The organism is Marinobacter santoriniensis NKSG1, from assembly GCF_000347775.1.
Taxonomy (GTDB): domain Bacteria; phylum Pseudomonadota; class Gammaproteobacteria; order Pseudomonadales; family Oleiphilaceae; genus Marinobacter; species Marinobacter santoriniensis.
The window spans coordinates 37653-62728 of record NZ_APAT01000007.1 but is presented as its reverse complement, the minus strand read 5'-3'; the positions used below and the strand labels follow the sequence as shown (position 1 = coordinate 62728).

Below are 25076 nucleotides of genomic sequence, written 5' to 3'. Positions count from 1 at the left end.
CAACGAAGTCTATCGACCGAAAGTGCGATTTTGTATCAGGCTGTGACGGGGTCTTCACCGCCACAGCCCGATATCAGAGGAAGGGAACAGCGAATCAGTCTGCCAGGCTTTTGTGCACCACCTCGTAGACATCCCGGGAAAGCCCTTTCTTGTCGCGGATGCGCTCCAGGGCGGCTCTCATGCTGGCACTGTAGGCAGGTGCAAACTTGCGCCAGCGAGTCAGCGGTGTCACCAGTCTGGCCGCAATCTGGGGGTTGCTGTCATCCAGACGGCAGACCTGATCCGCCAGGAACTCATAGCCGGAACCGTCAGCATGATGGAACGCCGCCAGATTCTGCCCGGCGAAGGCTCCTACAACGGAGCGAACCTTGTTGGGGTTTTTCCAGTCAAAGGCCGGATGTGCCATCAGCTCCCGGATTTGCGGCAACTGCCCCGCCCGGTCGCTGGACGCCTGCACCGAGAACCAGAGTTCGACCACCTGAGGGTCGTCCTGAAACTGCTCGTAGAAGGTCGCCAGGGCTTCGGTCCGGTCATCCTCGTAATCGGAATTGACCAGGGCCCGGAGCGCCCCCATGTGATCGGTCATGTTATCGGCACCGCGGAACTGGCGAACGGCCAATTCGCGGGCCTCTTCGTCGTTAATGGCCAGCAACCAGGACAAGGCCGTGTTGCGCAGACTGCGCCTGGCAACAGCCTCGGGGGTAACCTCGTAGGCGCCCGACTCACCGTTCCGTCTGTAACAGGCGACCAGTTCGTCGCGAAGGGCGATCGCCAGATGCTTGAGCACACGCTCCCGTGCCTCATGGATGGCCGGCACATCGGCGCTCTCGGACAATTCGATCAGGTAGGCTTCCGATGGCAATTGCAGCATCTTGGCAACCAGTGCCTGGTCCAGTCCCGAATCTGAGATCAGGTGCCTGTAGGCGGTCACCAGCCGTGGCTCTACCGGCGTGTCCTTTGGCGTGCCCACCAGAGACTGGATGACATCCACCGTCAGCCGCTGGCCCGCATCCCAGCGATTGAAGCCGTCGGGATCGTGACTCATCAGGAACAGCAGCTGCTCCCGGGTCCAGGGATATTGCACGCGAACCGGTGCGGAGAAATGCCTCAGCAACGAGGGCACCGGTCGCTCGTCCACACCATGGAACTCGAAAGTATGTTCGGCGTCGGTCAGTTCCAGAACACGCTCATCCGGGGCATCCTGATCATCCGGCGCCAGCCGCAGGGGCAAAGGCTCGCCATGGGAACCTAGCAGGCCCAGCGCGAACGGTATGTGCTGTGGTTTCTTGTCAATCTGGCCCGGCGTGTCCGGAATGTCCTGCCTGATGGTCAGGCGATAAATCCCCGCCGCTTCATCGAACTCATCGGACACCGTCAGCACGGGCGTGCCGGCCTGCTCGTACCAGAGACGGAACTGCGCCAGATCCCGACCCGATGCATCCTCCATCGCCCTGACAAAGTCGTCGGTGGTTACCGCCTGACCGTCGTGACGCTCGAAGTAGAGATCGCTGCCCTTGCGGAACATCTCCGATCCGAGCAGGTTGTGGATCATGCGAACCACTTCGGCGCCTTTCTCATAGATGGTCAGGGTGTAGAAGTTGGAAATCTCCATGTACGACGCGGGGCGCACCGGATGGGCCATGGGGCCGGCGTCCTCGGCAAACTGGGCGGTCCGCAGCAAGGTAACGTCCTCGATCCGTTTCACCGTCGGCGACCCCATATCCGCAGAGAACTGGGAATCCCGGAATACGGTAAAGCCTTCTTTCAGGCTCAGCTGGAACCAGTCCCGACAGGTCACCCGATTGCCGGACCAGTTATGGAAATACTCATGGGCGACAATCGCTTCAATGCGCTGGAAGGCAGCATCTGTGGCGGTCTCCTGGCTGGCCAGAACGCAGGACGAGTTGAAGATGTTGAGTCCCTTGTTCTCCATGGCCCCCATGTTGAAGTCGTCCACCGCCACGATCATGAAAATGTCCAGATCGTATTCACGGCCGTAGACCTCCTCATCCCAACGCATTGAACGTTTCAGGGAGTCCATCGCGTGCTCGCATTTCGCGGCATTCCGGGGTTCCACATACATCCGGAGATCAATATCCCGGCCGGAACAGGTCCGGAAGGTGTCGCGTTTTTCCACCAGATCCCCGGCCACCAGGGCAAACAGGTAACAGGGTTTGGGGAACGGATCCTCCCAGGTGACAAAGTGGCGACCGCCCTCCAGTTCACCGCGATCCACGTCATTGCCGTTGGACAGCAAAACAGGGTACGCCGTTTGATCCGCTTCGATGCGGGTACGGAACCGGGACATCACATCCGGACGGTCCGGGAAAAAGGTGATGCAACGGAATCCTTCGGCTTCGCACTGGGTACAGAACATTCCCGAGGACTTGTAGAGCCCCTCCAGTCGGGTGTTGTTCTGAGGCTCGATCCAGGTAACGACATTGAGCTGGAAGGCATCGGGCACATCGGCAATCACAAGCTGATCGTCAGTCAGCTCGTATTCCGACGCCTGCAACTCGCGCCCATCGAGACTCACCCCCTGAAGCGAGAGGCTGTCTCCATCCAGTGAGAGTGACGCATCGCTCCGTGCGGATTCCGGATTGCGACGGATCGACAGGGTACTGTGAACACGAGCGCCGTCCTCGAACAGCTCGAATCTCAGGTCCACGTGATCAACCAGATACGCAGGAACCGTGTAGTCACTCAGGTAAATGGTTTGGGGCTGGTTACTACGCATGACAATCTCCAAAAATTCGGTTCAGCGGGCATCCACGCGGAAGCGAACCTCATACCCGGTGAACTTCCGGATATTGATCACTCCGGTATCAAGAATCAGGTACTGACCCTTGATGCCCTCCAACACGCCGTCCACGTGCGGCTCTTTGTCCAGATTATGGGTTTTGATCTTCTCGGGCCAGACGCTGACCGGATAGCTGAGACCCAGTCCATCCTCGTCCACCTGCCAGACCGCATCGTTACCCTGGTTCTCGCAGATGGTCTCAATGTCCGGAGCGATAACCTCCAGCATCCTCTGTTTTTCGGCGACCAGATCCAGCTCCGGGACATCACCCTTGAGCATGGCCCGCCAGTTGGTCCGGTCCGCCACATGCTGCTTGCAGGCCACCTCGACCAGGCCGGCAATATAGCGCGTTTTCACTCTCAGCAACGGAATGGCCTCAACCGCACCCTGATCGATCCAGCGCGTCGGGACCTGGGTTGCACGGGTGATACCGACCTTGAGCCCGGAGGAGTTCGCGAGATACACGACATGCTCCACCATGCAGTGCGTTTCGCCCCACTCAGGCTCGCGGCAGGTCCCAAGATGATAGTGGCACTTTTCAGGGCTCATGATGCAACTGTCACAGGCCGCCAGCTTCCGGAAACAGGGGTAACAATATCCCTGATTAAAGCTCTTTTTCGTTGTCCGGTCGCAGTGTATGCAACGGATCACGCCATCAAAATCGATCTGAAGCGGACGTCCGATCAGTTCGTTGAGGGGAATGCGATCATCACCGACGGCGATCGTATAGGTGACCGGATCCCCTGCTTCTGCCGGCATCTTGCGCAGACGGCCGGTGACATCGATGCCGCCGGTCAAGACTTGACCTCGACAAACTGCTCGGGATCAACCTCCGGCCGATCACCCTGACGGAACTGCACCGAGGGATCGCAAGCCGTACCGGCTTTGGCTCCCCTGTCCAGGTAGCCGACACGCTCTTCCTCGGGGATGTTATGCCGGTTCTCATAGTAGATGACCGCCTCAAGGCTGATTTCACGCTGCTCAGCGGTCATTTTTCGGCCGTCCGGCCACTTGCCAAGCTCAATGGCCTGACGGAGATTCCGGTAGACGGCCGGATCCAACCGTTCAATAAGCTGCTCGTAAGTCATTCCGCTCTCCTGAACTCATTCAAAGAAAATTAACGGAATCGTTTGACATACGCAAACGATAATGATTATCATTAGCACACCAAATGACGACGGTCGTATCATTTGGTCTCTCTCATCAGGAGCTGAACGCTCTCTTTAAACCCCGCCCCAGGCGGGGTCTTTTTTCACTGTCTCTTTCTTACGGGTAACAACAGGGCACAGAGCAATCCGGCGACAAAGCCCCCCAGGTGAGCCTCGTTGGCCATCCGACCCAATCCCAGCATTTCAGTCAACGGCGTAAAACCGAGCACCATCCAGATGACGGCGAAGGTCACCAGTGCCGGAGGAAACTGGAATCGTGGCGCTCGTTGCTGTCCGAGCCAGCAATAACCCAACATCCCGTAAACCACGCCGGAAAGACCGCCAAAAAGCGGACCCGACACGAAAAACTGCAGCCCGTTGGACAGCACACTGGTCACCAAGAACAGAATGGCGAGCCGGCCCCGTCCATCAAACCATTCAATCTGGCTACCGAGAAACCACAGCATTACTGAGTTGAACACAATATGTGTCCAGCTGAAATGCAGGAAATCCGGGGTGATCACCCGCCATATCTGACCACTTGCCAGGGTTTGCAGCAGCGCCTGAAGCCGGCCATCAAAGCTCGTCCAGTCATACACCCGGGGGTCAATGATCAACAGCGAGGCCGACAACGGGTTTGACCCCATGTCGGTCAACAACACCATGACCACCGCAAAAATGATCACCCCCAGAATCATGGGGGCATGCCGTGGAGAAGGTTGCCAGCGACCGGCCACAAAAACCGGTGAACGGTTGCGCTCTTCGACGGCCTTCCTTACCTCGGGCTCAGCCAGAAATCGTTCCAGTGCAGCGAGCACCGGTTGCGCGTGATCCGGATTTTCCAGCCAGAGTACCTGCTGACCACCTTCCTCGGTAATACGATGACTGACCCCCTGATCTTTCAGCCAGCGGCTGAACTCGGCCAGGTTCACAGAGGAATCCAACTGCTTTATCCGATACAAGAGTTAACCTCACTGATAGGACGTGGACTGAAGGGAAGCCCTCCGGCTAGCGTGCGACACTGTCCTCGCTGGTCGGATAGTCCGGGGCCTCCGGGCGCTCTACTTCTACCCAGACAAATTTGTCCGGCGAAAGTGCCTTCTCGCCGTCGAACCGATAGGCCACCAGGCGTCCGTACTTGACGGCACTGAAATCGATGCAGGCAACGTTGGATTTCAACGGAGCAGGCTCGCCTTCCATCCAGTAATGTCCGACAAACACCGGCGGGGCATCGATCGGATAGCTGATCAGCTGCGCCCGTTCCCGATCGGTCAGAACCTGGCTGGCCACTTCGGGCGGCAGCGGATCGGGCTGGAACACCACATCGGCATAGGTACGCGGGTTGTCGGCCCAGAATTTGGTCCTGAAAAACTCCCGCACATAGCCATCGCGACCGGTAATTGACATTCCCTCGGGAAGCCGGAGATCGGTTCCCCGCAGCAGGGTGTCCATTACCTGCCCGGCAAACGATTCGATCGCGGCGGACGCGTGGAGAAAATCGTCATCAATATACGGTCCGCCCTGCAACGCCTTGAATTTCTCGATCAGGTCGCCATCCCAACACGCATGAACCACCCGGAAATCCTCGTCCTCGATGAACAGGGGAATCGTGTAGAACCACTCCAGAAACTCGTTCCACTCATGGGGATACGCGTCAAACTGTTCCAGGGTTTCCTTGATCAGACGGTTGTGCCGGGGGGTATGTTCCCGCAACCAGGTCTTACCGCTGCCAGCCCGTGCCCGGGTACAATAACCCAGTGCATTGTACTCGTGGTTGCCCATCACAATGCGCGCGGAGCCATGCTCGACCATGTCCCGCACGAGGTGAAGCGCCTCCCGGATCCGTGGTCCGCGGTCAATGATGTCGCCAATAAAGATGGCCTGCCTGGATGGGTGCCGATAGACGCCATTGACCTTGCGGTAGCCCATTCGATCGAGCAGACGCTCCAGGGTATGCGCACAGCCGTGGATATCCCCGATGATGTCGAAGCCGCGTTGTGCGGCGGGTCGTTGTCCTGCCATGGTTAACTCGCTGCGATCTCACTTGCCCAGCCAAGCTTGTCGCGGCAGGTGGCATAGAAATTGTGGTCCGTCGGATGAATGAGCCGGATCTTGAAGGGCTTTTTAATGATGCGAATGATGTCGCCCGGCGCGCAGGAAATGTTCATCTGCCCGTCAAAACTGATCTGGGGATAGGTCTCGTTGGTTTCGCCAATCACCAGCTTGATCTCGCTTTTCCCGTCCACCACGATCGGCCGGCTGCTGAGGGTATGCGGAAACATGGGGACCAGCACGATGGCATCCAGTTTGGGATGCATGATCGGACCGCCGGCAGACAACGAATAGGCCGTCGAGCCGGTCGGCGTTGACACGATCAGACCATCAGAACGCTGGCTGTACACAAAATGGCCGTCGATGAAGAGATCGAAGCCGATCATCCGGGTGGATTTGCCCGGGTGAAGCACCACGTCGTTGAGGGCACTGCCAAACCCCAGGGGCTGACCATTACGCTCGACGTGGCCATCCAGCAGAAAGCGGGTTTCTTCGATGTACTCGCCTTCCAGGACCTTTCCGAGGCGCTCCTCCAGGTCCGAGGGTGAAATATCCGTGAGAAAGCCCAGACGGCCGCGATTGACACCCAACAATGGAATCTTGGACTTGGCCAGTTCGCGGGCAGCGCCCAACAGGCTGCCATCGCCACCAACTACAATAACGAGGTCACAGATTTCTCCCAGCAGTTTCTTGCTGGCCACCTGCAAGCCGTGACCCGGGATCATGCCCGCCGTATCCTCTTCGAGAATGACCTGGTAGTTTTGGGCAAGAAGGTATTGCTTGAGCTGGCGCAGGGTTTCCACCACCTTGACGCTGCCCATTCGCCCAATGACGCCGATATTCCTGAATTGATCCATGAGGTTTCCTGTATTCACGGGATGCAACAGAGGCAGGCAAGGTCTGACCCCCTGTAACGATGGCGTACAGTGTAACGAAACTCGGCGGGATTCTGAAAAAAGCTTGGCAGGATCAGGCTTGATGCTTTTCGCATCGATCGTCTTTACCCGGTCTGAATTCCGACGGCTGACTGACCCTCATGATTGGTTCTTCGCACACATTGCCGTCGCTGTCCTGGTGACGGCACACCGGATTCTCGTAATGATCCAGCCATTCCCGGTAGGCCGGCTCATTGACACCGCAACGCTCTGCCGCATACGCCACGGGGTTTTTGAAGTAGCTTTCGATGTCATCGTACGGCAGCGTGACATGGCCCAGCCCCGGGTGATACGCCACCAGAAAGACCGATTGCTTCTGCAGGTGCTCCAGAATGGAGTTCTCGGTCGGCTCGACATGCTGGAGCTCGTGGTTCTCCTGTTCCAGAGCCACAATCCGCTCGTCCCGCAATTCAAGCTCACGTTGACGTCGATCGAGCTGCTCTCTCAGAAGCACCAGTTCCGCGTCGGCATTGGCGTCGTTTCTGGCACGCTCACCGTCTACCCCCTCCAGACGCTCCTGCATCGACAGGTATTGTTCATTCCGCTCAGCAAGCCGCTTCTTGAGCTGTTCATTACTGAGACGCTGGCGCTCATATTTCTGCTCGAGTTCGTTGAGCTCGCCGCGCAGGGCCTGCATTTCCAGCCGGTGCTCCCGCTGGATGTCTGACATGGCATCCCGATGGACGCTTTGCAGTGTTTTTATACGAAGGCGCTGCTCCCGGATCAACTGGGCCAGGCGGGCACGATCCCGGCCCTCTCCGTCCGGCACCCCCTCGGGTGCCCGGGACTCAGGGGCCGGAGCGGCATTCAGAACCGGGATATCTTCCTCAACCGGCTCGACTTTCCTGAACTTGAGGGTATTGGCGTCGACGGCTTTACGGATGGCCTGGAAGTGATTGTTGCCCGGCGTCATGTCGGGATCCCAGAGTTCCTGGACCAACTTTGGGTCGGGGCATTGGCTCCGGCAGACCAGGCGAATGGGTCCCGCTCCCATATCCGGGCCCTTTGCGCCGCGCTTCGCCAGCTCTTCGATGGGGATATTCCAGTTGGTATCCGCCCGGCCCTCTTCATCGAACCAGATACGGAAGAACACCAACGAGCGCACCAGCAGATCCGTTCCGAGATCCACAAGAACAGCGCGGACGTCTGTCTCGGCAAGATCCGACAGTCCGACGTAACCATCCAGGAAAGCACCAAACTCCGAAGCCCGCATCTGTCGGGCGACGCTTCCTCCTTCCATAAAAAATACGGCTGAGTAGCCGTCGGGTGCCGGTGCGGCAGATGCCATTCGTTAAACTCCGGGGTCAGGGATTGCCTAGCTTTACAATAGTCTAGCCAGACAATCCCCGATGGACAGCGGAAAACTGCAACGTTTTGTGATCAGATTTCCGCCGCCAGACGGCTGCCCTGGTTAATCGCCCGCTTGGCGTCCAGTTCTGCCGCAACGTCGGCCCCGCCAATCAGGTGGACCGGCATGCCAGCCGCCTCAACGCCCTGCTGCAACTCACGGAGCGGTTCCTGGCCAGCACAGATGATGATGGTATCAACGTCCAGAACCCGATCCTCGCCCTGCTCGGCACCCTTCGGCGTGACAGTGATGTGCAGGCCTTCGTCATCGATCTTCCGGTAAGTGACGCCCGGCACCATCTGCACGTGTCGATTCTTCAGGGAAGTCCTGTGGATCCAGCCGGTGGTCTTGCCCAGGTTTTTGCCCACTTTGGAGGCTTTGCGCTGGAGCAGATAAACCTGACGGGCCGGCTCGGGGACATCGGCTTCGACACCCTGGATTCCGCCCCGGTGCTCGACACTCAGGTCAACGCCCCACTCCTTCATGAACTCACCGGTATCCAGCGACGCCGACTTGCCCTTGTGAACGATAAACTCCGAGACGTCAAAGCCAATCCCGCCGGCGCCGATCACGGCCACCTTCTGACCGACTGGCTTGCGCTCAAGCAGCGCATCCAGATAGCCGATCACCTTGGGATGATCAATGCCATCGATGTCGGGAGTCCGGGGCTCGACACCGGTTGCCAGAACAACTTCGTCAAAGCCACCAGCCTTGAGATCGTCCGCGCTGACCCGGGTGTTCAGCCGGATATCCACGCCGTGCTTCTCAAGCATCACCCGGTAGTAACGGAGGGTTTCGTAGAATTCTTCTTTCCCCGGAATCCGCTTGGCCACATTGAACTGCCCACCGAGCTCGCTGCCGGCATCAAACAGAGTGACCTGGTGGCCACGCTCCGCCGCAACCGATGCGAATGCCAGGCCTGCCGGCCCGGCACCAACGACAGCAATGGACTTGGGCGCCGCGGTCTTCACATAGGTCAGCTCGGTCTCGTGACAGGCCCTCGGGTTGACCAGACAGGACGTCAGTTTGCCGCTGAAGGTATGATCCAGGCAGGCCTGGTTACACCCGATACAGGTGTTGATTTCGTCGGCACGATCCTCCGCGGCTTTCAGCACCAGCTCCGCATCGGCCAGGAACGGCCGTGCCATGGACACCATGTCGGCATCGCCCTCTGCCAGAACCTGCTCCGCAACATCGGGCATGTTAATCCGGTTGGTGGTCACCAGCGGTATGGAGACCTCGCCCTTGAGACGGGCCGTCACCTTGGTAAACGCGCCGCGGGGTACCGAGGTTGCGATGGTGGGCACCCGTGCCTCGTGCCAGCCGATACCGGTATTGATGATGGTGGCTCCGGCCTTCTCGATCTCCTTGGCCAGCAGCACAACTTCATCCCAGGTGCTGCCATCCTCGATCAGGTCGAGCATGGACAGACGGTAGACAATGATGAAGTTTTCACCGACACGCTCCCGTACCCGACGCACGATCTCGATGGGCAGGCGAATGCGATTCTCGTAGCTTCCGCCCCAGCGGTCCGTGCGCTGGTTGGTGTGCGTCACGATGAACTGGTTGATGAAGTAGCCCTCGGAACCCATGATCTCTACGCCATCGTAGCCCGCTCGCTGGGCAAGGGCGGCACAGTTCACATAGTCATCAATCTGCTTCTGGATGCCTTCCTCGTCCAGCTCCCTGGGCTTGAAGGGGTTGATCGGCGCCTGAATGGCTGACGGCGCCACCAGCGTCGGAGAGTAGGCATAGCGACCGGCATGCAGGATCTGCATACAGATCTTGCCGTTGGCCTCGTGAACGGCCTCCGTGATCACCTTGTGCCGATCAGATTCCTCCTCCGTATTCATTTTCGCGGCATGCTGGAAGACCGCGCCTTCCTCATTCGGACCGATGCCGCCCGTTACGATGAGTCCGGCGCCGCCCCGGGCGCGCTCCGCATAGAACTCGGCCAGACGGTTGAAGCCGTTCTTGGCTTCTTCCAGCCCCGTATGCATGGAGCCCATCAGCGTGCGGTTACGGAGTTTCGTGAAACCGAGGTCCAGCGGTTCCAGGAGGTGGGGATACTTCTCTACACCCGGTGTAGCGGTCATGTTGATCTCCTCATCGGTTCGGGCGACGACACGCCCCTTTCGGTATGGGAGACAACTTAACGGGCGATCAGGCGCCGCTCAATATCCAAAAACGACTTTCTGTTATCCTGTAATAACATCACTGATAAAGTTGAGATCGAATGCCACGAAACCAGGACGCCACTCACCGGAACGCCCTTGGCGACATCAGCATGCTCTACGTATCCGTGCTACTGCGGGCCGCCGAGGAAGAAGGGGCCGATGCCCGGGGGCTGGCACTGCAGTTCGGTCTGGACGAAACCGGGCTTGCCTCACCCGAAGCAAGAATCAGCATACCCCGGTTCATGCGCATGGGACACGCCGCTATCCGGGATTCGGGAAACCCCGCGCTGGGGTTGCGCATGGGTGCACTCAGCCGACCAGTGGATGCCGGCCTTGCGGGGATCGCAGCCGAGACCGCCCCGACTGTGAGCCAGGCCCTGAGGACACTGATCCGCTACTCGCTGCTGACCAGCCAGAACAGCCGCGGTCGCCCGTCCATCGAGCCAGAGCGTCGCACCGTCCATTTTTACTCCATACGCCCTTATAACCCATACAACTACTTCGTGGTGGACTCGGTGTTGGCTGCATGGACCCAGTTTGCCCGAACACTGACCGGCCGGTACGACCTTCTCGAAAAGGTTTCCATCGAATACCGGTCCAATGGACTGGACGATCTGTTTGAAAGCTGGTTCCGATGCCCGGTCGAGTTCGGAGCAGGCGGCAACAGCCTGACCTTCAAGGAAAGTGCCTGGCGCCAGCCAAGCAACCAGGCCCATCCTGCCATGCATGAACAGCTGGGCAGACTGTGCGAACAGGAACTCGAAAACATCCGCCGCGGCTGGCAGATGTCAGATCGGGTGCGCCATCTGATGACGCCCATGTTTAGGGGAGAAACGCCGTCGCTGGAAAGGGTCGCCGCACGCCTGGGTATGACACCCTGGACCTTGCAACGGCACCTGGCATCAGAGGGCACCGGCTTCCGGCAATTACTGGACAAGACCCGCCAGCAGCTGGCCGAGGATTATCTGCGGGAAACCGACAGCTCCCTGTCGGAAATCGCCTGGCTGCTGGGGTTTGCCAACCCGCCGGCTTTTCACAAGGCGTACCAGCGCTGGTTTGGAATCAGTCCCGGCGAAAGACGTAAACAACTCCGCCAGGCAGTAAATAACAACCTGCCGCCTGAACAGATTCAGAGCTCTGTGGCGTCGTCGACAAAGTCCTGATCGTCAGCAAGTTCGTCAAAACAGATTTCAAGAAGTTCTTCTTCGTATTCAGACATCAACCGTCTCTCGAATGACACTTTTGAGAGACAAAATAAAACGTCTTTATGACAGTTTGGAGTCAATTACGGAAGAAGCAGAATGAAAACAAGGGAAGGAAAATGGCGGAGCGGACGGGACTCGAACCCGCGACCCCCGGCGTGACAGGCCGGTATTCTAACCAGCTGAACTACCGCTCCGCGTGGGTCACCACCGTGCTCTCCAACATCGATCAAAAACCAGATCTGTTAAAGGCTTAGCCGTCAGGGGTGTGACTGCTCGGTGACAACGAGGGCGCATTATAAAGACGCCCTGAAACATGTCAACGGTTTTCCGAAAAAAACGGAAAACTTTTTACATGGCATCCACCATGGCGTCTTTGCCCTGGGCAGTCCGACGATATTCGATCGGCGTCATTCCGGACCAGCGTTTGAAAGCACGGTAAAACGTACTCGGTTCCGAAAAGCCGGTCAGATAGACAATTTCATCAATCGACTCGTCCGTTGTCGCCAGGAGCTGCCGGGCCAGGCGATAGCGGAATTCGGCCAACACCTGATTGAAACTGGTTTCGGCCTCGGTCAATCGGGTACGGAGGGTTCGGGGCTTGATACCGAGCCGTCCGGCCACCGCATCCAGCGTCACCTCACCGCTATCCAGCAGTTCGGCAACAATACGCTCCACCTGCCCGACGATGTCTTTTTTCTCCAACCGGGCCACCTGCTCGCTGGCGAACCGCTCATGCAGATCCAGCAACTCCGGTTCGGCGTGCGGAGAAGTATGCTGCAACAGGCTGACGGGGAAATAGAGGCGATTCTCCTCCGCACCAAACACAACCTCGCAGCCAAATACCTCGGCGACGTGCTCCTGCCCCTGTTCCCGGCTGTGTTCGAACTCTACGCGCGAGGGATAGAACTGACCATCGGTGATGGAGCGGAAAAACGTGATCAGCCCTAACGCGAAGCATTCGTTGAAATGCTTGAGCCGGCGGACATCGTCGCAGGCCGCATCCAGGACCATGCAGGCGTTATCGCCCTCGATAAAGAAATCGGTATTGGCCGCATCGCTGAGCAACCGCTGGTAATTCTGGGCGCGCCTCAACCCCTCTCCGAAGGTCGGACTGCTCAGAAACAGGTACTCGAGGACCTGCCCTTTGTAGGCGGGCAACAGCTGCCCGAGGTGAAGACCGATATCCGGGTCTCCGGACACATCTTCCAGCGCCTGCCAGAAGTACAGCTGGGCGCTGTGAGGCGTTCGAAGCTGATCGGTGTACACATAGCTCTCATCCACGCCCAGGCGACTGAAAACGGCATCGGTATCAACACCCTTTTTCTTCATCGCCTCGTAAATCAGGCGCAACATTACTCCCGCGTCACGAAGTTCCTGCATAAGATCCCGCTTTTTTTAGTTATGGGTACTACTTTGACCCGCCGGACAACCAGCGGGGCGTGCCAAGCCAATGATCGAGCCAGTCGGGTTTGCCAGACTCAACCAGAGTGTAAAAAGCCGGAAAATCCCGGGCATAGCCTCTCTATTCAGGGGCCAGAGGCGATCTGTGTTAATAATAGAGCATATCAGGCGACAAGGAGACCTGCACCATGCCGACGCCGTTGATTTATCGCAACCGACCACCCGCCTTGCTGCCACTGTTCAGCAAGGCCCTGATTCCCAAACGAATGGCCCCGGATGCGCAACCAACCATCCCCGAACTTGAAGCGTGCCTGCTCGGAGTTTCCACGGTCAACGAACGATTAGCCGAATACTCGTCGGTCTGCGGATTCGGCCAGCATAGCAGCGTCCCGGTCACATGGCCGCACATCCTCGCTTTCCCGCTGCACCTGAAATTGCTGACAGAGCCGGATTTCCCCCTGCCCTTGCTGGGACTGGTTCATCTCCGAAACACCATCACCCAGCATCGTCCTATCGGTGCAGGCGAAACCCTGGATCTGACCGTACGACTGGGGAACCAGCAGGAAACCGCCCGTGGCATCGAGTTCGACCTTATCACAGAGGCCCGATCGGCCGGCTCCCTGGCCTGGCAGGAAATCAGCACCAATCTGTTTCGCAAGCCACAACCCAAAGACACGACGTCCGGGCACAAACAGGCTTCGGAGCTGCAGCATTTTCCGCAAACCCTGTCGATCAGAGCCCCGGAATCCATCGGACGTCAGTACGGCGCTGTCTCTGGCGACCGCAACCCGATTCATCTGCATGCACTCACGGCCCGGGCATTCGGATTTCCGAGGGCCATTGCCCATGGCATGTGGAGCCAGGCAAAAATCCTGGCGGAGCTGGAACAGCAGGAGGACTGGAAAGGAGGCGCCTTTACCGTGAGCTGCCAGTTCAAGAAACCGTTCTTCCTTCCGGGAGAGGCGATCCTTGAATGGCAGGCTGATCAAAACGGCTGGGACTACCAGCTTCTCAACAGCAGAGGGGAAGCGCCCCATCTGACCGGGCGCGTTGACTGGCTTTAATCAGTGCCGGGGGGCTGACAGGGCTCCCCTTCCGCACCCGATACCGGGAGCGTGAAGAAGAATCGGGCACCGCCGTCTTCAGGGCGCTCAAAACCGATTTCACCGCCCTGCGCCTGAATGAGCGAGCGACAGGTGGCCAGCCCGATTCCCATGCCTTCGTCCTTGGTGGTGTAAAAGGGATGAAAGAGCTTGTCTTCGGCGTCATCCGGCAAGCCGACTCCATGATCGCGAACCTCGATCCGCACACACGCACTGCCTGCCAGGTAAGCCCTGACCTGTACCGGTTCTGATGCCCCGGCCGAGCGCGTGGACTCGAGGGCGTTGCGGATCAGGTTCAGGGCCACCTGTTGCACCTGCACCGGATCCGCCAGAACATCCGGCAAGTCGTCGTCGAGCCGAACATCTATCCCGCCCTCGTTGTTCCTCATATCCACTTCGGCAAACTGGCGGGTGTCTTCCAGAAGCGCCTCCACCGAGAGGATTTCCTTACCGGTCGCAGGCTTTTTCATGAAACGACGGATCCGGCGAATAATCTCGCTGGCACGGTGGGATTGCGCTTCGATCTTGTCCAGCGTTTCCTGTAACAGGGGGAGATCCGGGGACGCTTTGCCCATCATGCGCTTGGCCACACGGGCGTAGTTGGTGATGGCGGTCAATGGCTGGTTCACCTCATGGGCAAAACCCGCGGCCATTTCGCCCATCGTGGTCAGACGGGACGTGTGGGCCAGCTGATCACGCTGCTCCTGAACCAGCTCCCGGGCCTCCTGGAGTTCCCTCTCGTTTTCCAGCTCCGCCGTAATATCCCGGAAAACCACCACTGCGCCATGCAACTCGTCGTTGTCCAGTTTTGGCGTGGAGCGATACTCCGCCGGGAATCCGGTTCCATCAAGGCGCTGAAGACGGATATCTCGCTGATTCTCGGCAACCCCCTGTCGACAGGTGGCCTTTACCGGCAGACCGTCAGGATCGTCCGAACAGGTTGCAAAATGCAGTTCGAAAAAGTCCCGGCCGATCAACTCTTCAACGGGCGCTCCCATGATCAGCGCCGCAGCGGGATTGGCAAACTCGATGATTCCGTTCTCGTCGAGGCCGTAGATGCCCTCGCTGATAGAGTTGAGAATCCGGGCCTGATCCCCCTGCAATTCCCGGTTGCGCGCCTGCAGCTCGCGTTCGAGCCGTATGACCCTGGCGTGGGTCTTTACCCGCGCAATCACTTCCTGGGACTGGAATGGTTTGGAGATGTAATCCGCCCCGCCGAGGTTGAAGCCTTTCACCTTTGCCTGGAGATCATCCAGGGCCGACAGGAATACAACAGCGCAATCCGCCGTCTGCGGATCGTCTTTTAGCCGCTGGCATACTTCGTAGCCGTCCATTTCCGGCATCATGATGTCCAGCAGAATGACTTCGGGCTGGTGCCGGTGGGCAAGGTCCAGAGCCTTTTCGCCCTCATTGGCGATCAAAAGGCGATAACCTTTGTCTTTCAGGGTTTCATAGAGGACTTTGAGGTTCTGAGGATTGTCATCAACCAACAGAACCGTCACCTCGGAATTCTCGCTGACGGTTTCAGTCATAGAGTCGGGCCGGTAAAAAACGTCTCGCCATCATGCCGACGCAGGCACGCTTAGTCGATAAGGTCCTTTACGGACAAGACCATACGAACAAGATGTGCCAGAGAATGGGTTCCCATCTTGTGCATGACCCGGGAACGATGGATCTCGACCGTGCGCTGGCTGATCTCCAGCTCAATCGCAATGACCTTGTTCGCCTGACCTGCAATCATCCGGTCCATGATTTCATGCTCCCGGGGCGTCAGGCTCTTGATACGACGAATGATTTCCTGCTTTTCATCCAGCGTCTTGCGCTGCTCAAGGTCCTGCTCAAGCGCCGCTTCGATTTTTTCGAGGAGCGCCTCTTCACGGTAGGGCTTCTGGATAAAATCGACGGCCCCTTCCTTCATCGCATCAACCGCCATGGGTACATCGCCATGCCCGGTGACGAAGATGATGGGCAGGATGGAGTGCTTGTCGTTCAGCTTCTTCTGGAGTTCCATCCCGTCCATGCCGGGCATCCGGATATCCAGCACGATACAGCCGGCCATCTTGTCGGAGTAATCCCGCAAAAACGCATTCGCGCTCTCATAGGTCTGCACCGGCTTGCCATCGGATTTCAACAGCAGCTCGAGGGAATCGCGCACCGCCTCATCATCCTCAACTACGTACACAGTCTGCTGGATATCTGTCATGGGTGTATTCTCTCCTGTCCGTTTTCTTATCGTTTCCGGTCAGTGAATTGACGGGTCCTTTTGATCAGCCTTGGCGTGTTCCTGGCGCTCGTGTTCCCGCATTTGTTCAAGCCGTTGCTGGATAATGCCAAAAACGCTCTGTTTCGGATACCTGCCCCGCTTGTCCGGTTTGCCCGCGGGCAATCCCAGCAACAGACTGATCGCCTCTTCAACGTGGGCAACCGCGTAGACTGAAAACTGTCTGGCCCTGACAGCGCTGACCACTTCCGCGTCCAGCATCAGGTTCTGAACATTGGTCACGGGCACAATAACGCCCTGCTCACCTGTCAGACCGCCTTTCAACTGACAGGTGGCGAAGAATCCCTCCACTTTTTCGTTCACGCCCCCGATCGGCTGGACCTCACCGAACTGGTTGACCGAACCCGTGATGGCAAGGTCCTGGCGAACGGGCACACCGGACAAAGACGATACCAGCGCACACAGTTCCGCCAGCGAAGCACTGTCTCCCTCGACTTCACCATAGTTCTGCTCGAACGTGAGGCTGGCAGAGAGGTGCATGGGGTCTTCGACGGCGAACTTTGACGACAGCCAGGACGTCAGGATCATCACGCCCTTGGAGTGAATATTGCCGCCCAGCTTGGCATCCCGCTCAATATCCATGACACCACCATCGCCATAATAGCAGGTCGCCGTCACTCGATTGGAAAGGCCAAATTCATATCCACCGGTCGATAGTACGGACAGAGCGTTAACCTGGCCCACACAGGTGCCGGTGGTCGAGACAAGCGTCGACCCGTCCCGGATGGAATCGTAGAACTGATCCCGTATACGACTGCTCCGGTACCGGGCACTTTCCAGTGCCCTCTCAACATGGATGTCGGTAATCAAACGGGCCTTGGCCTGCCGCGCCCAGAAATCGGACTCCCGAAGCAGGTTGGCGATGTCCGCCGCATGCAGCGACAGCCGGTCCTGATGCTCCGCCATGCGCGCGCTGTGCTCGATGGTCCGTGCCACGGCTTTGTTGGTACAGTGGAGCAGTTTCTTCTCGCTGACCAGACTGGCGATGAACTTGGCATACAGCAGCTGGCTGTCATCGGTCCGGTACATTTCGTTTTCAAAATCCGCCGTCACCCTGAACAACTCGGAAAACTCGGAATCGTATTCCTGCAGCAAGAGCCAGGTTTCCCGATCTCCAAACAGGACGATCTTGACGTCGAGGGGCACGCCCTCCGGTTCGATGGAGATGGTTCCGGACAAGGTCATCTCACGCTCCAACGAGTTGATCTGCAGCGACCGGGACCGCAGGGCACGCTTGAGACCATCCCATACGAACGGCTGCTCGAGAACCTTGATGGCATCCATCAGAAGATACCCACCGTTGGCCTTGTGCAGGCTACCCGGACGAATCAGGGAAAAGTCGGTGAACACGGTGCCCTTGTAGGTCACGTTTTCCACATATCCGAACAGGTTGTGGTAAGTCGGGTTCTCCTCGACGATCACCGGCACTTCGTTGCTTTTCTGGTGTACCAACAGGTTAATCAGATACCGGCGGGGCATCTTTTTGTCGAGGGAAGCATAGGCGATGGCCACCTGCTCTTCACCGTCGTCCAGGAAAATGTCGAGGTTTTCCACCAGATCCGCCCGGACCGAATTGATATATTCAACAACATCCGGCAGCTCCCGGTACTTTTCAACAAGCTCGTCCAGCTGATGACCGGAAATCCCCGCCAGAGTTTCCTGGTTCAGTGCGTGCTGTTTCTCGGCGTACTCCTGCTCCCAGTCGGCAATTTTGCGCAACGCCTGGCGCAGACGCTTCTCCAGCCTGTTGATGGCATCTTCAAAGCGATCGCGCTCTTTCTCGCTGAGCGCCTCGAAAGTCTCCGCGGTGTGTGGCTCGTCTCCGTTCATAGCCACCAGACGGTACCCGCCCGGCGTCGTCACCGTCAGGCTGATTTTCTTGCGCTTCGCCTGGACCGCGACCTTTTCGAGCTCATCCTCCTGCTTCTTGCCGTATTCATTCTTGAGCTGCTCGGATCGTTCCAGAAAACTGTCACTGTCGAACGTCTGGGGAATCACCTTGACCAGACGTGACATCAGCTTGTCCATATCCTGCTTGAGCTGGGAACCCAGGCCCGCAGGGAGCTTCAACAGCCTGGGAACCCGAGGCTCCTCGAAGTTGGCCACATAGCACCAGTCATGGCTCTGCTGTTCCGTGTCCACATGATGTTCCAGATAGCGGAGCATCATCGTGCGCTTCCCCAGACCATTCCGTCCCACCGCATAGACGTTGTAGCCCCCATGCGGCATGGCCAGAGCAAAGCGTACCGCCTCCTGGGCACGATTCTGACCGACAATTTCAGCCAACGGCTCCAGTTGCTTGGTGGTCTTGAATGGGAGATCTTTCAGAACGCAGGCTTTGTAGAGCTGATGCAGATGCAATGGCTTCAAGGTAGGTTCCTGTAACAATCCGGATAACTGATTGATTGAAGAGTCTTTGGCCGCCCATTGTAGATTCTGCAAGCCGCCCTGTCGCGTTTTGGCAAAAGTTTTACTTGCCAGCTAGATCAGACCTGCATCGAGACTCGCCGCTACGTAAAGCCCCAATTCGCGACAGTCATTTTCGAAGTGATCCCGGTACTCGCCACGACAGACGAGCGGTTCGTGAACGCGCCGCCAGCGCAGACCGGTGGTGATAGAGTCAATCGCCCGGCAGGTGCCTGTGCCATCATGGCCTGCTCGAACGTAATAGGTGAAGGGCAATCCCTGGGTCTTTTCCAGACAGGGATAATAGGTGCGGTCAAAAAAATCCTTCAGGGCACCACTCATGTACCCCAGGTTCTCGGTCGTTCCAAGGATAATGGCATCGCACTCAAGAACGTCTTCAGGACCAGCCTCCAGTGGCGGCTTGACCACCACCTCAACGGCCTCGATGTCGTCATGCCGGGCGCCTGCACAGACGGCGTCCCGTAATCGAAGGGTATTCGGGGAAGGCGCGTGAGCGATAATCAGCAACCGTTTCATCGCACCTCCCCTCTTCACAGCCCGAAATACTCTTAGAGCAATTCTCCATTGGCCTCGGCCGGCTCTGCCGCCGCCGCATCTTTCTTGACCGGCTTGGGCATCAGCTTGTCGCGGACCTTGGCTTCAATTTCGGTGGCGATGTCCATATTCTCTTCGAGGAACTTGCAGGCGTTGGCCTTGCCCTGGCCAATCTTGTCGCCGTTGTACGAGTACCAGGCGCCGGATTTGTCCACAAAACCTTCCTTCACGCCCATGTCCAGCACCTCGGCCATGTGGTAGATGCCCTTGCCGTACATGATCTGGAACTCTGCCTGCTTGAACGGCGGAGAAACCTTGTTCTTGACAACCTTGACGCGGGTTTCGTTACCCACCACTTCGTCCCCTTCCTTGACGGCACCAATGCGGCGGATGTCCAGGCGGACAGAAGAGTAGAATTTCAGCGCATTACCGCCGGTGGTTGTTTCCGGCGAACCGAACATCACACCGATCTTCATACGGATCTGGTTGATGAACACCATCAGACAGTTGGCATGCTTGACGTTACCGGTCAGCTTGCGCAGCGCCTGGGACATCAGCCGTGCCTGGAGGCCTACGTGGCTGTCGCCCATTTCGCCTTCGATCTCCGCTTTCGGCGTCAATGCAGCCACGGAGTCGACAATGATCACATCCACGGCGTTGGAGCGAACCAGCATGTCGGCGATTTCAAGCGCCTGCTCACCGGTGTCCGGCTGGGAGACCAGAAGATCGTCAACGTTGACGCCCAGCTTCTCGGCGTAAACCGGATCCAGCGCGTGCTCGGCGTCCACGAATGCACAGGTTTTACCCTGCTTCTGGGCTTCGGCAATCACCTGCAGGGTCAACGTGGTTTTACCGGAACTTTCCGGGCCGTAGATTTCGACGATCCGGCCATAAGGCAGACCACCAATACCCAGGGCAACGTCCAGCCCCAGGGAACCGGTGGAGACCGCAGGAATGGCTTCGCGGGGCTGATCCCCCATCTTCATCACGGCACCCTTGCCGAACTGGCGCTCGATCTGGCTCAGCGCTGCGCTCAATGCTTTCTTGCGGTTGTCTTCCATTGGTACAAACCCTCGTCGCCGGGGCTGCCAGTCCTTTTCAGAAGACCGACAGCGGAATCTGGAAGGAAACCACCGGAGCTACCCAGTGCATTTCCTGTATATTTGAACAGTATTAAAACATAAGCGGATGAGGAGACCAACCCCTCCCGCGTGAAGCGAATCAAGAAACCGACGAAGTCCGCTCGAGGTACTCAGTTACTGCCTCCAGTACGAACAGAACCGACTGGCGACGCACCTGATCGCGATCCCCCTGAAAATGCCGGACAGCAGCTTCCGTACTGGCCCCGCCGGAGCCCCAGGCAAACCAGACCGTCCCCACCGGCTTTTCCTCACTGCCGCCACCGGGGCCGGCGACACCACTAATGGCCACTGCGACATCAACGCCCGCTGCATTGACCGCGCCGGTCACCATCTCCCGAACCACCGGCTCACTGACCGCACCGTGGGTGTCCAGCGTCTCTGTTTTAACCCCCAGCAAGGACTGCTTTGCACCGTTACTGTAGGTCACCAGCCCGGCCATGACATAGGCGGAAGAGCCGGGGCGATCCGTCAGCACCTTGGCCACCCAGCCGCCGGTGCAGCTTTCAGCGGTGGCAATGGTACGTCGCTGGCTGTCCAGGAGTTTGCCGAGCCGCAAACCCGCCTGCTCAAGGTCCTGGTCACTCACTGACATATCGCTCTCCTCGGGGAAGGGTTTATCGAAACGCTTCATTTCATCGCCGGCGTTATTTTCTTACAATTCACGCCTCCATCCAATCCAAGGCAGACCGGACCACTCATGTCAGCAGCGCAGACCGATCTCTCAAAGCACACGCCCATGATGCAGCAGTACCTGAAGATCAAGGGGCAGCATCCGAACGAGCTGGTCTTCTACCGGATGGGGGATTTTTATGAACTGTTCTACGAAGACGCCAAAAAGGCGGCCGAATTTCTGGATATCACCCTGACCGCCCGCGGGCAATCCGGCGGAAATCCGATTCCCATGGCAGGCGTCCCTTACCATTCGGCCGAAAGTTACATTGCCCGGCTGGTTCGCGCGGGTCAATCCATCGCCATCTGCGAGCAGATCGGGGACCCCGCCACCAGCAAGGGGCCCGTGGAGCGGCAGGTCGTCCGGATCGTCACACCCGGCACGCTCAGTGACGAAGCATTCCTCGAGGACCGGCGAGACAACCTGCTTGCGGCCATCTACAACCACAAGGAGCGGTTCGGATTCGCCTCCCTGGACATTTCCAGCGGCCGCTTCTCCGTCTCCGAACTCGACGACCTCGATGCCCTTCAAGGCGAGCTGCAGCGGCTCAGGCCGGCTGAGATACTGATCAGCGAAGATTTTCCGTACGCCGATATTCTGGAGGGCTTCACCGGCATCCGTCGACAGGGTCCCTGGCTGTTCGAATCCGATACCGCCCATCGGGTGCTTACCCAGCAGCTTCAGGTTCGGGATCTGACCGGTTTCGGCTGCGAAGACCTGCCGCTGGCCATCTGTGCGGCGGGTTGCCTGCTGCAATACGCCAAGGAAACCCAGCGTACCGCCCTGCCCCACATCCGTAAGTTAACCCGGGAACGCCGCGAGGAGGCCGTCATCCTCGACGCCACCAGTCGCCGCAACCTGGAGATCGATACCAACCTCATGGGCGGACATCAGCACACCCTCGCCTGGGTCATGGATCGCACGGCGACCGCCATGGGCGGCCGGGAACTCCGGCGATGGCTGAACCGACCGCTCCGGGACGTGGAGGTGGTTCGCCAGCGCCAACAGGCCGTTTCTGCCCTGCTGGACGGATTTCATTACGAACCGGTCCACGACCTGCTCAAACAGGTGGGCGACATCGAACGCATTCTTGCCCGGGTGGCGCTTCGCTCCGCCCGCCCCCGGGATCTCGCCAGGCTCCGCGACGCTTTTCAAACCCTGCCGGACCTGCAGAACGCGCTCAAGCCGGTCAGCTCACACCACGTTGTGAAACTGGCCACCACCATCGGTGAATACCCGCAACTGGCAGATTTACTGGAACGCTCGGTGATCGACAACCCGCCGGTGGTCATCCGGGATGGCGGCGTTATCCGCGAGGGGTTCGACGAGGAACTGGACGAGTTGCGCAACATCAGCGAGAACGCCGGCCAGTACCTTCTGGATGTGGAAACGCGGGAGCGGGAAAGAACCGGCATCAGCACGCTGAAGGTTGGCTACAACCGGGTCCACGGCTATTACATCGAAATCAGCCGTGCCCAGTCCGACCAGGCGCCGGTCGACTACATTCGCCGCCAGACCCTGAAGAACGCCGAGCGATTTATCACACCGGAACTCAAGGAATTCGAAGACAAGGCCCTGAGCGCCAAGAGCCGCGCCCTCGCCCGCGAAAAGGCCCTGTATGACGAGGTCCTCGAATCCGTAGCCGAACAGCTGGCCCCCTTGCAGGACGCCGCCCAGGCGCTGGCCGAACTGGACGTCCTGAGCAACTTTGCCGAGCGCGCCACGTCCCTCCGTTTTGCTGCCCCGGAGTTTACCGACACCCCCGGCTTCGATATCGAGGAGGGCCGGCATCCGGTGGTGGAGCAGCTCCTGGACGAGCCCTACGTCCCGAACGATCTGCTGATGGATACCAGGCGCCGGATGCTGGTCATCACCGGTCCGAACATGGGCGGTAAATCAACCTACATGCGCCAGGCCGCGCTGATCGCACTGCTCGCCTACACTGGCAGCTTTGTGCCCGCCAACCGGGCGGTGCTCGGGCCGGTAGACCGGATTTTCACCCGCATGGGATCCTCGGACGATATCGCCGGTGGCCGCTCCACCTTCATGGTGGAGATGACCGAAACCGCCAACATCCTGCACAACGCCACCGAGCACAGTCTGGTCCTGATGGATGAAGTCGGCCGGGGCACCAGCACCTTCGACGGGCTTTCGCTGGCCTGGGCAACGGCCGAGCACCTGGCACGGGACATCCGGTGCTACACCCTGTTCGCTACCCACTACTTCGAACTGACCCAGTTGGCGGAGGACCTGGAACACGCCGTCAACGTGCATCTGACCGCGACGGAACACGACGACAGCATCGTATTCCTCCACAACGTCCACGATGGCCCCGCCAGCCAGAGCTATGGCCTGCAGGTTGCCCAGCTTGCCGGTGTGCCCCAGGATGTGATCCGTAACGCCAAAGCCCAGCTGACACACCTTGAGGGCAGCGCGTCACCAGCTGCACCGGCGACCGGCCCCGAGCCGACGCCCCCCGCGAGGAAGGCAGGCTCTTCGGACACCCAGCGCGTCAGCGAGCCGGTTCTTCAGGCCGACATGTTTGCGTCATTGGAACCGAGCGTGGTGGAAGAGACGCTGCGGGAGCTGGATCTGGACGGATTGACGCCGCGGGAAGCGCTGAACCAGCTCTACGAACTGAAAAGCCTGATGAAAAAATAACCTGGGGCTGGCCTGATTCTGACCTGCGTAATAACCTTATAGCAGGCGAATGCTTGCCCCTTTGAAGGGCGCTCCCTACAATATCGCGCACCGAATTATAAGCAGGAGGCTTGCGATCTGGGGCTCCTGATGAGAATGAACACTCAAAGACCAGGGATCTGACTATGGCTTTTATCGTTACTGATAACTGCATTAAGTGCAAATACACGGACTGCGTGGAGGTCTGCCCCGTAGACTGTTTCTACGAGGGTCCGAACTTTCTGGTGATCGACCCCGACGAGTGCATCGACTGTGCCCTGTGCGAGCCCGAGTGCCCTGCGGAAGCCATCTTCTCGGAAGACGAGCTCCCGGCGGATCAGGTCCAGTTCGTGGAGATCAACGCCGATCTGGCCGGCAAGTGGCCCAACATCACCGAGAAGAAAGATCCCCTTCCGGACGCGGAAGAGTGGGACGGCAAGCCCAACAAGCTCCAGTATCTGGAGCGCTGAGAGGCCGACTGCGCCCTCCCAGGACACAAAAGGGAAGCCCGAGGGCTTCCCTTTTTTCGTTCTTCGATACCCGCTCAACTGACCGCCAGCTTCGCCCCTATTGCGACAAAGAAGCCACCGGTCAGGCCATGCAGGGCTCGACGGAGCTTCTGGCTGGCCCTGAGGCCGCGAAACCGGACCACCACCCAGGCCAGCCCGCATTGCCAGACCATCGCCAACACGAAATGTACGGACGCCAGGACCAGTGACTGCTGGAAAGCGTTGCCCGCCGGATCAATGAACTGGGGCAGAAGTGCCATATAGAACAGCGCCGTCTTGGGGTTCAGCACGTTCGACAGCAATCCTTCACGAAAGGCACCGGTAAGTGAGCTTCGGGGCATCGCTGGCACCTGTGCCAGATCAGCGTCAGATGTCCGGCGGCTCAATGCCTGGCGCAGAGACGCAACGCCCAGCCAGACCAGATAACAGGCGCCAAGAGCCTTGAGCAGGAGAAACGCCCAGGCCGTCTCCACCAGCAACACCGAGATTCCCAATGCCGACAGGGTAGCGTGGATAAACAGCCCACTGCAGATCCCGACACTGGTCACGCAACCGTCTTTGAGGCCACCACGACCGGTATTGCGCATCACCAGCAGCGTATCGACGCCCGGCGTAATGGTCAGCAATGTGATGGCCAGGAGATAGGCCCAGAACAGGTCACTCAA

20 protein-coding genes and 1 tRNA gene are annotated in these 25076 nt (G+C 58.6%); 4 read left to right on the top strand and 17 right to left on the bottom strand.

Going from position 1 to position 25076, the window contains the following annotated elements:
- Window positions 1-94: 94 nt before the first annotated feature.
- The 8 genes from pepN to MSNKSG1_RS02550 form a co-directional block, all read right to left on the bottom strand.
- Window positions 95-2737: an aminopeptidase N gene (gene pepN, locus MSNKSG1_RS02585; protein WP_008937679.1), complete on the bottom strand. Its 2643-nt coding sequence runs from the start codon at window positions 2735-2737 to the stop codon at window positions 95-97.
- A 21-nt stretch (window positions 2738-2758) separates the two neighbouring features.
- Entirely contained in the window at window positions 2759-3598 is an 840-nt protein-coding gene (locus tag MSNKSG1_RS02580) for a DUF2797 domain-containing protein (protein ID WP_008937678.1), read from the bottom strand.
- On the bottom strand, window positions 3595-3888 hold the full coding sequence (locus MSNKSG1_RS02575) for a YeaC family protein (protein WP_008937677.1): 294 nt from the start codon (window positions 3886-3888) through the stop codon (window positions 3595-3597). The genes MSNKSG1_RS02580 and MSNKSG1_RS02575 overlap by 4 nt, the downstream gene beginning before the upstream one ends.
- 164 nt (window positions 3889-4052) lie before the next feature.
- A complete protein-coding gene (locus MSNKSG1_RS02570) occupies window positions 4053-4892 on the bottom strand; it encodes a rhomboid family intramembrane serine protease (protein WP_227497933.1) in 840 nt (279 codons plus the stop codon).
- Window positions 4893-4956: 64 nt separating this feature from the next.
- Window positions 4957-5970: a metallophosphoesterase gene (locus MSNKSG1_RS02565; RefSeq protein WP_008937675.1), complete on the bottom strand. Its 1014-nt coding sequence runs from the start codon at window positions 5968-5970 to the stop codon at window positions 4957-4959.
- A 2-nt stretch (window positions 5971-5972) separates the two neighbouring features.
- On the bottom strand, window positions 5973-6857 hold the full coding sequence (locus MSNKSG1_RS02560; protein ID WP_008937674.1) for an NAD(+) kinase: 885 nt from the start codon (window positions 6855-6857) through the stop codon (window positions 5973-5975).
- 112 nt (window positions 6858-6969) lie between these two features.
- Entirely contained in the window at window positions 6970-8223 is a 1254-nt protein-coding gene (locus MSNKSG1_RS02555) for a hypothetical protein (protein WP_008937673.1), read from the bottom strand.
- A gap of 92 nt (window positions 8224-8315) precedes the next feature.
- A complete protein-coding gene (locus tag MSNKSG1_RS02550) occupies window positions 8316-10379 on the bottom strand; it encodes an NADPH-dependent 2,4-dienoyl-CoA reductase (protein WP_008937672.1) in 2064 nt (687 codons plus the stop codon).
- A 140-nt stretch (window positions 10380-10519) separates the two neighbouring features.
- On the opposite strand from MSNKSG1_RS02550, the gene MSNKSG1_RS02545 reads away from it, so the two are divergent.
- Window positions 10520-11623, top strand: a complete 1104-nt coding sequence (locus tag MSNKSG1_RS02545; protein ID WP_008937671.1) for an AraC family transcriptional regulator — start codon at window positions 10520-10522, stop codon at window positions 11621-11623.
- A gap of 159 nt (window positions 11624-11782) precedes the next feature.
- Here the strand turns inward: MSNKSG1_RS02545 and MSNKSG1_RS02540 are convergent.
- Both MSNKSG1_RS02540 and MSNKSG1_RS02535 read right to left on the bottom strand, forming a co-directional pair.
- Window positions 11783-11859: transfer RNA gene (locus MSNKSG1_RS02540), tRNA-Asp, on the bottom strand.
- A 154-nt stretch (window positions 11860-12013) separates the two neighbouring features.
- Entirely contained in the window at window positions 12014-13018 is a 1005-nt protein-coding gene (locus MSNKSG1_RS02535) for an AraC family transcriptional regulator (RefSeq protein ID WP_008937670.1), read from the bottom strand.
- 236 nt (window positions 13019-13254) lie between these two features.
- On the opposite strand from MSNKSG1_RS02535, the gene MSNKSG1_RS02530 reads away from it, so the two are divergent.
- Complete coding sequence (locus MSNKSG1_RS02530) at window positions 13255-14130, top strand: MaoC/PaaZ C-terminal domain-containing protein (protein ID WP_008937669.1); 876 nt, start codon at window positions 13255-13257, stop codon at window positions 14128-14130.
- On the opposite strand, the gene MSNKSG1_RS02525 is transcribed toward MSNKSG1_RS02530, so the two are convergent.
- The 6 genes from MSNKSG1_RS02525 to MSNKSG1_RS02500 form a co-directional block, all read right to left on the bottom strand.
- Window positions 14127-15701 (bottom strand): ATP-binding response regulator, encoded by a 1575-nt coding sequence (locus MSNKSG1_RS02525; RefSeq protein ID WP_008937668.1) that lies wholly within the window; start codon window positions 15699-15701, stop codon window positions 14127-14129. The genes MSNKSG1_RS02530 and MSNKSG1_RS02525 overlap by 4 nt on opposite strands.
- Window positions 15702-15751: 50 nt before the next feature.
- A complete protein-coding gene (gene fixJ / locus MSNKSG1_RS02520; RefSeq protein ID WP_008937667.1) occupies window positions 15752-16372 on the bottom strand; it encodes a response regulator FixJ in 621 nt (206 codons plus the stop codon).
- A 39-nt stretch (window positions 16373-16411) separates the two neighbouring features.
- Complete coding sequence (locus MSNKSG1_RS02515; protein WP_040886574.1) at window positions 16412-18820, bottom strand: Lon protease family protein; 2409 nt, start codon at window positions 18818-18820, stop codon at window positions 16412-16414.
- A gap of 111 nt (window positions 18821-18931) precedes the next feature.
- Window positions 18932-19393, bottom strand: coding sequence for a flavodoxin family protein (locus MSNKSG1_RS02510; protein ID WP_008937665.1), 462 nt, complete (start codon window positions 19391-19393; stop codon window positions 18932-18934).
- 32 nt (window positions 19394-19425) lie between these two features.
- On the bottom strand, window positions 19426-20472 hold the full coding sequence (gene recA, locus MSNKSG1_RS02505; RefSeq protein WP_008937664.1) for a recombinase RecA: 1047 nt from the start codon (window positions 20470-20472) through the stop codon (window positions 19426-19428).
- Between the two features lie 160 nt (window positions 20473-20632).
- Window positions 20633-21145 carry a CinA family protein gene (locus MSNKSG1_RS02500; protein ID WP_008937663.1) on the bottom strand — a complete coding sequence of 171 codons (513 nt, stop codon included), beginning with the start codon at window positions 21143-21145 and terminating at the stop codon, window positions 20633-20635.
- A gap of 105 nt (window positions 21146-21250) precedes the next feature.
- Here MSNKSG1_RS02500 and mutS point away from each other — a divergent pair, with 105 nt between their 5' ends.
- The gene (gene mutS, locus MSNKSG1_RS02495; protein WP_008937662.1) at window positions 21251-23884 is read left to right on the top strand and encodes a DNA mismatch repair protein MutS; all 2634 of its coding nucleotides are present in this window, start codon (window positions 21251-21253) and stop codon (window positions 23882-23884) included.
- Between the two features lie 164 nt (window positions 23885-24048).
- Entirely contained in the window at window positions 24049-24372 is a 324-nt protein-coding gene (gene fdxA / locus MSNKSG1_RS02490) for a ferredoxin FdxA (RefSeq protein WP_008937661.1), read from the top strand.
- 74 nt (window positions 24373-24446) lie between these two features.
- Here the strand turns inward: fdxA and MSNKSG1_RS02485 are convergent, their stop codons facing one another.
- Window positions 24447-25076, bottom strand: a complete 630-nt coding sequence (locus MSNKSG1_RS02485) for a LysE family translocator (protein WP_008937660.1) — start codon at window positions 25074-25076, stop codon at window positions 24447-24449.

Bases quoted from the DNA above. Each gene is read 5' to 3' on its own strand.
- pepN (WP_008937679.1), bottom strand. From the start codon at position 2,737: ATGCGTAGTAACCAGCCCCAAACCATTTACCTGAGTGACTACACGGTT.
- MSNKSG1_RS02575 (WP_008937677.1), bottom strand. From the start codon at position 3,888: ATGACTTACGAGCAGCTTATTGAACGGTTGGATCCGGCCGTCTACCGG.
- MSNKSG1_RS02565 (WP_008937675.1), bottom strand. From the start codon at position 5,970: ATGGCAGGACAACGACCCGCCGCACAACGCGGCTTCGACATCATCGGG.
- MSNKSG1_RS02560 (WP_008937674.1), bottom strand. From the start codon at position 6,857: ATGGATCAATTCAGGAATATCGGCGTCATTGGGCGAATGGGCAGCGTC.
- MSNKSG1_RS02555 (WP_008937673.1), bottom strand. From the start codon at position 8,223: ATGGCATCTGCCGCACCGGCACCCGACGGCTACTCAGCCGTATTTTTT.
- MSNKSG1_RS02550 (WP_008937672.1), bottom strand. From the start codon at position 10,379: ATGACCGCTACACCGGGTGTAGAGAAGTATCCCCACCTCCTGGAACCG.
- MSNKSG1_RS02545 (WP_008937671.1), top strand. From the start codon at position 10,520: ATGCCACGAAACCAGGACGCCACTCACCGGAACGCCCTTGGCGACATC.
- MSNKSG1_RS02535 (WP_008937670.1), bottom strand. From the start codon at position 13,018: ATGTTGCGCCTGATTTACGAGGCGATGAAGAAAAAGGGTGTTGATACC.
- MSNKSG1_RS02530 (WP_008937669.1), top strand. From the start codon at position 13,255: ATGCCGACGCCGTTGATTTATCGCAACCGACCACCCGCCTTGCTGCCA.
- MSNKSG1_RS02525 (WP_008937668.1), bottom strand. From the start codon at position 15,701: ATGACTGAAACCGTCAGCGAGAATTCCGAGGTGACGGTTCTGTTGGTT.
- fixJ (WP_008937667.1), bottom strand. From the start codon at position 16,372: ATGACAGATATCCAGCAGACTGTGTACGTAGTTGAGGATGATGAGGCG.
- MSNKSG1_RS02510 (WP_008937665.1), bottom strand. From the start codon at position 19,393: ATGAAACGGTTGCTGATTATCGCTCACGCGCCTTCCCCGAATACCCTT.
- recA (WP_008937664.1), bottom strand. From the start codon at position 20,472: ATGGAAGACAACCGCAAGAAAGCATTGAGCGCAGCGCTGAGCCAGATC.
- MSNKSG1_RS02500 (WP_008937663.1), bottom strand. From the start codon at position 21,145: ATGTCAGTGAGTGACCAGGACCTTGAGCAGGCGGGTTTGCGGCTCGGC.
- mutS (WP_008937662.1), top strand. From the start codon at position 21,251: ATGTCAGCAGCGCAGACCGATCTCTCAAAGCACACGCCCATGATGCAG.
- fdxA (WP_008937661.1), top strand. From the start codon at position 24,049: ATGGCTTTTATCGTTACTGATAACTGCATTAAGTGCAAATACACGGAC.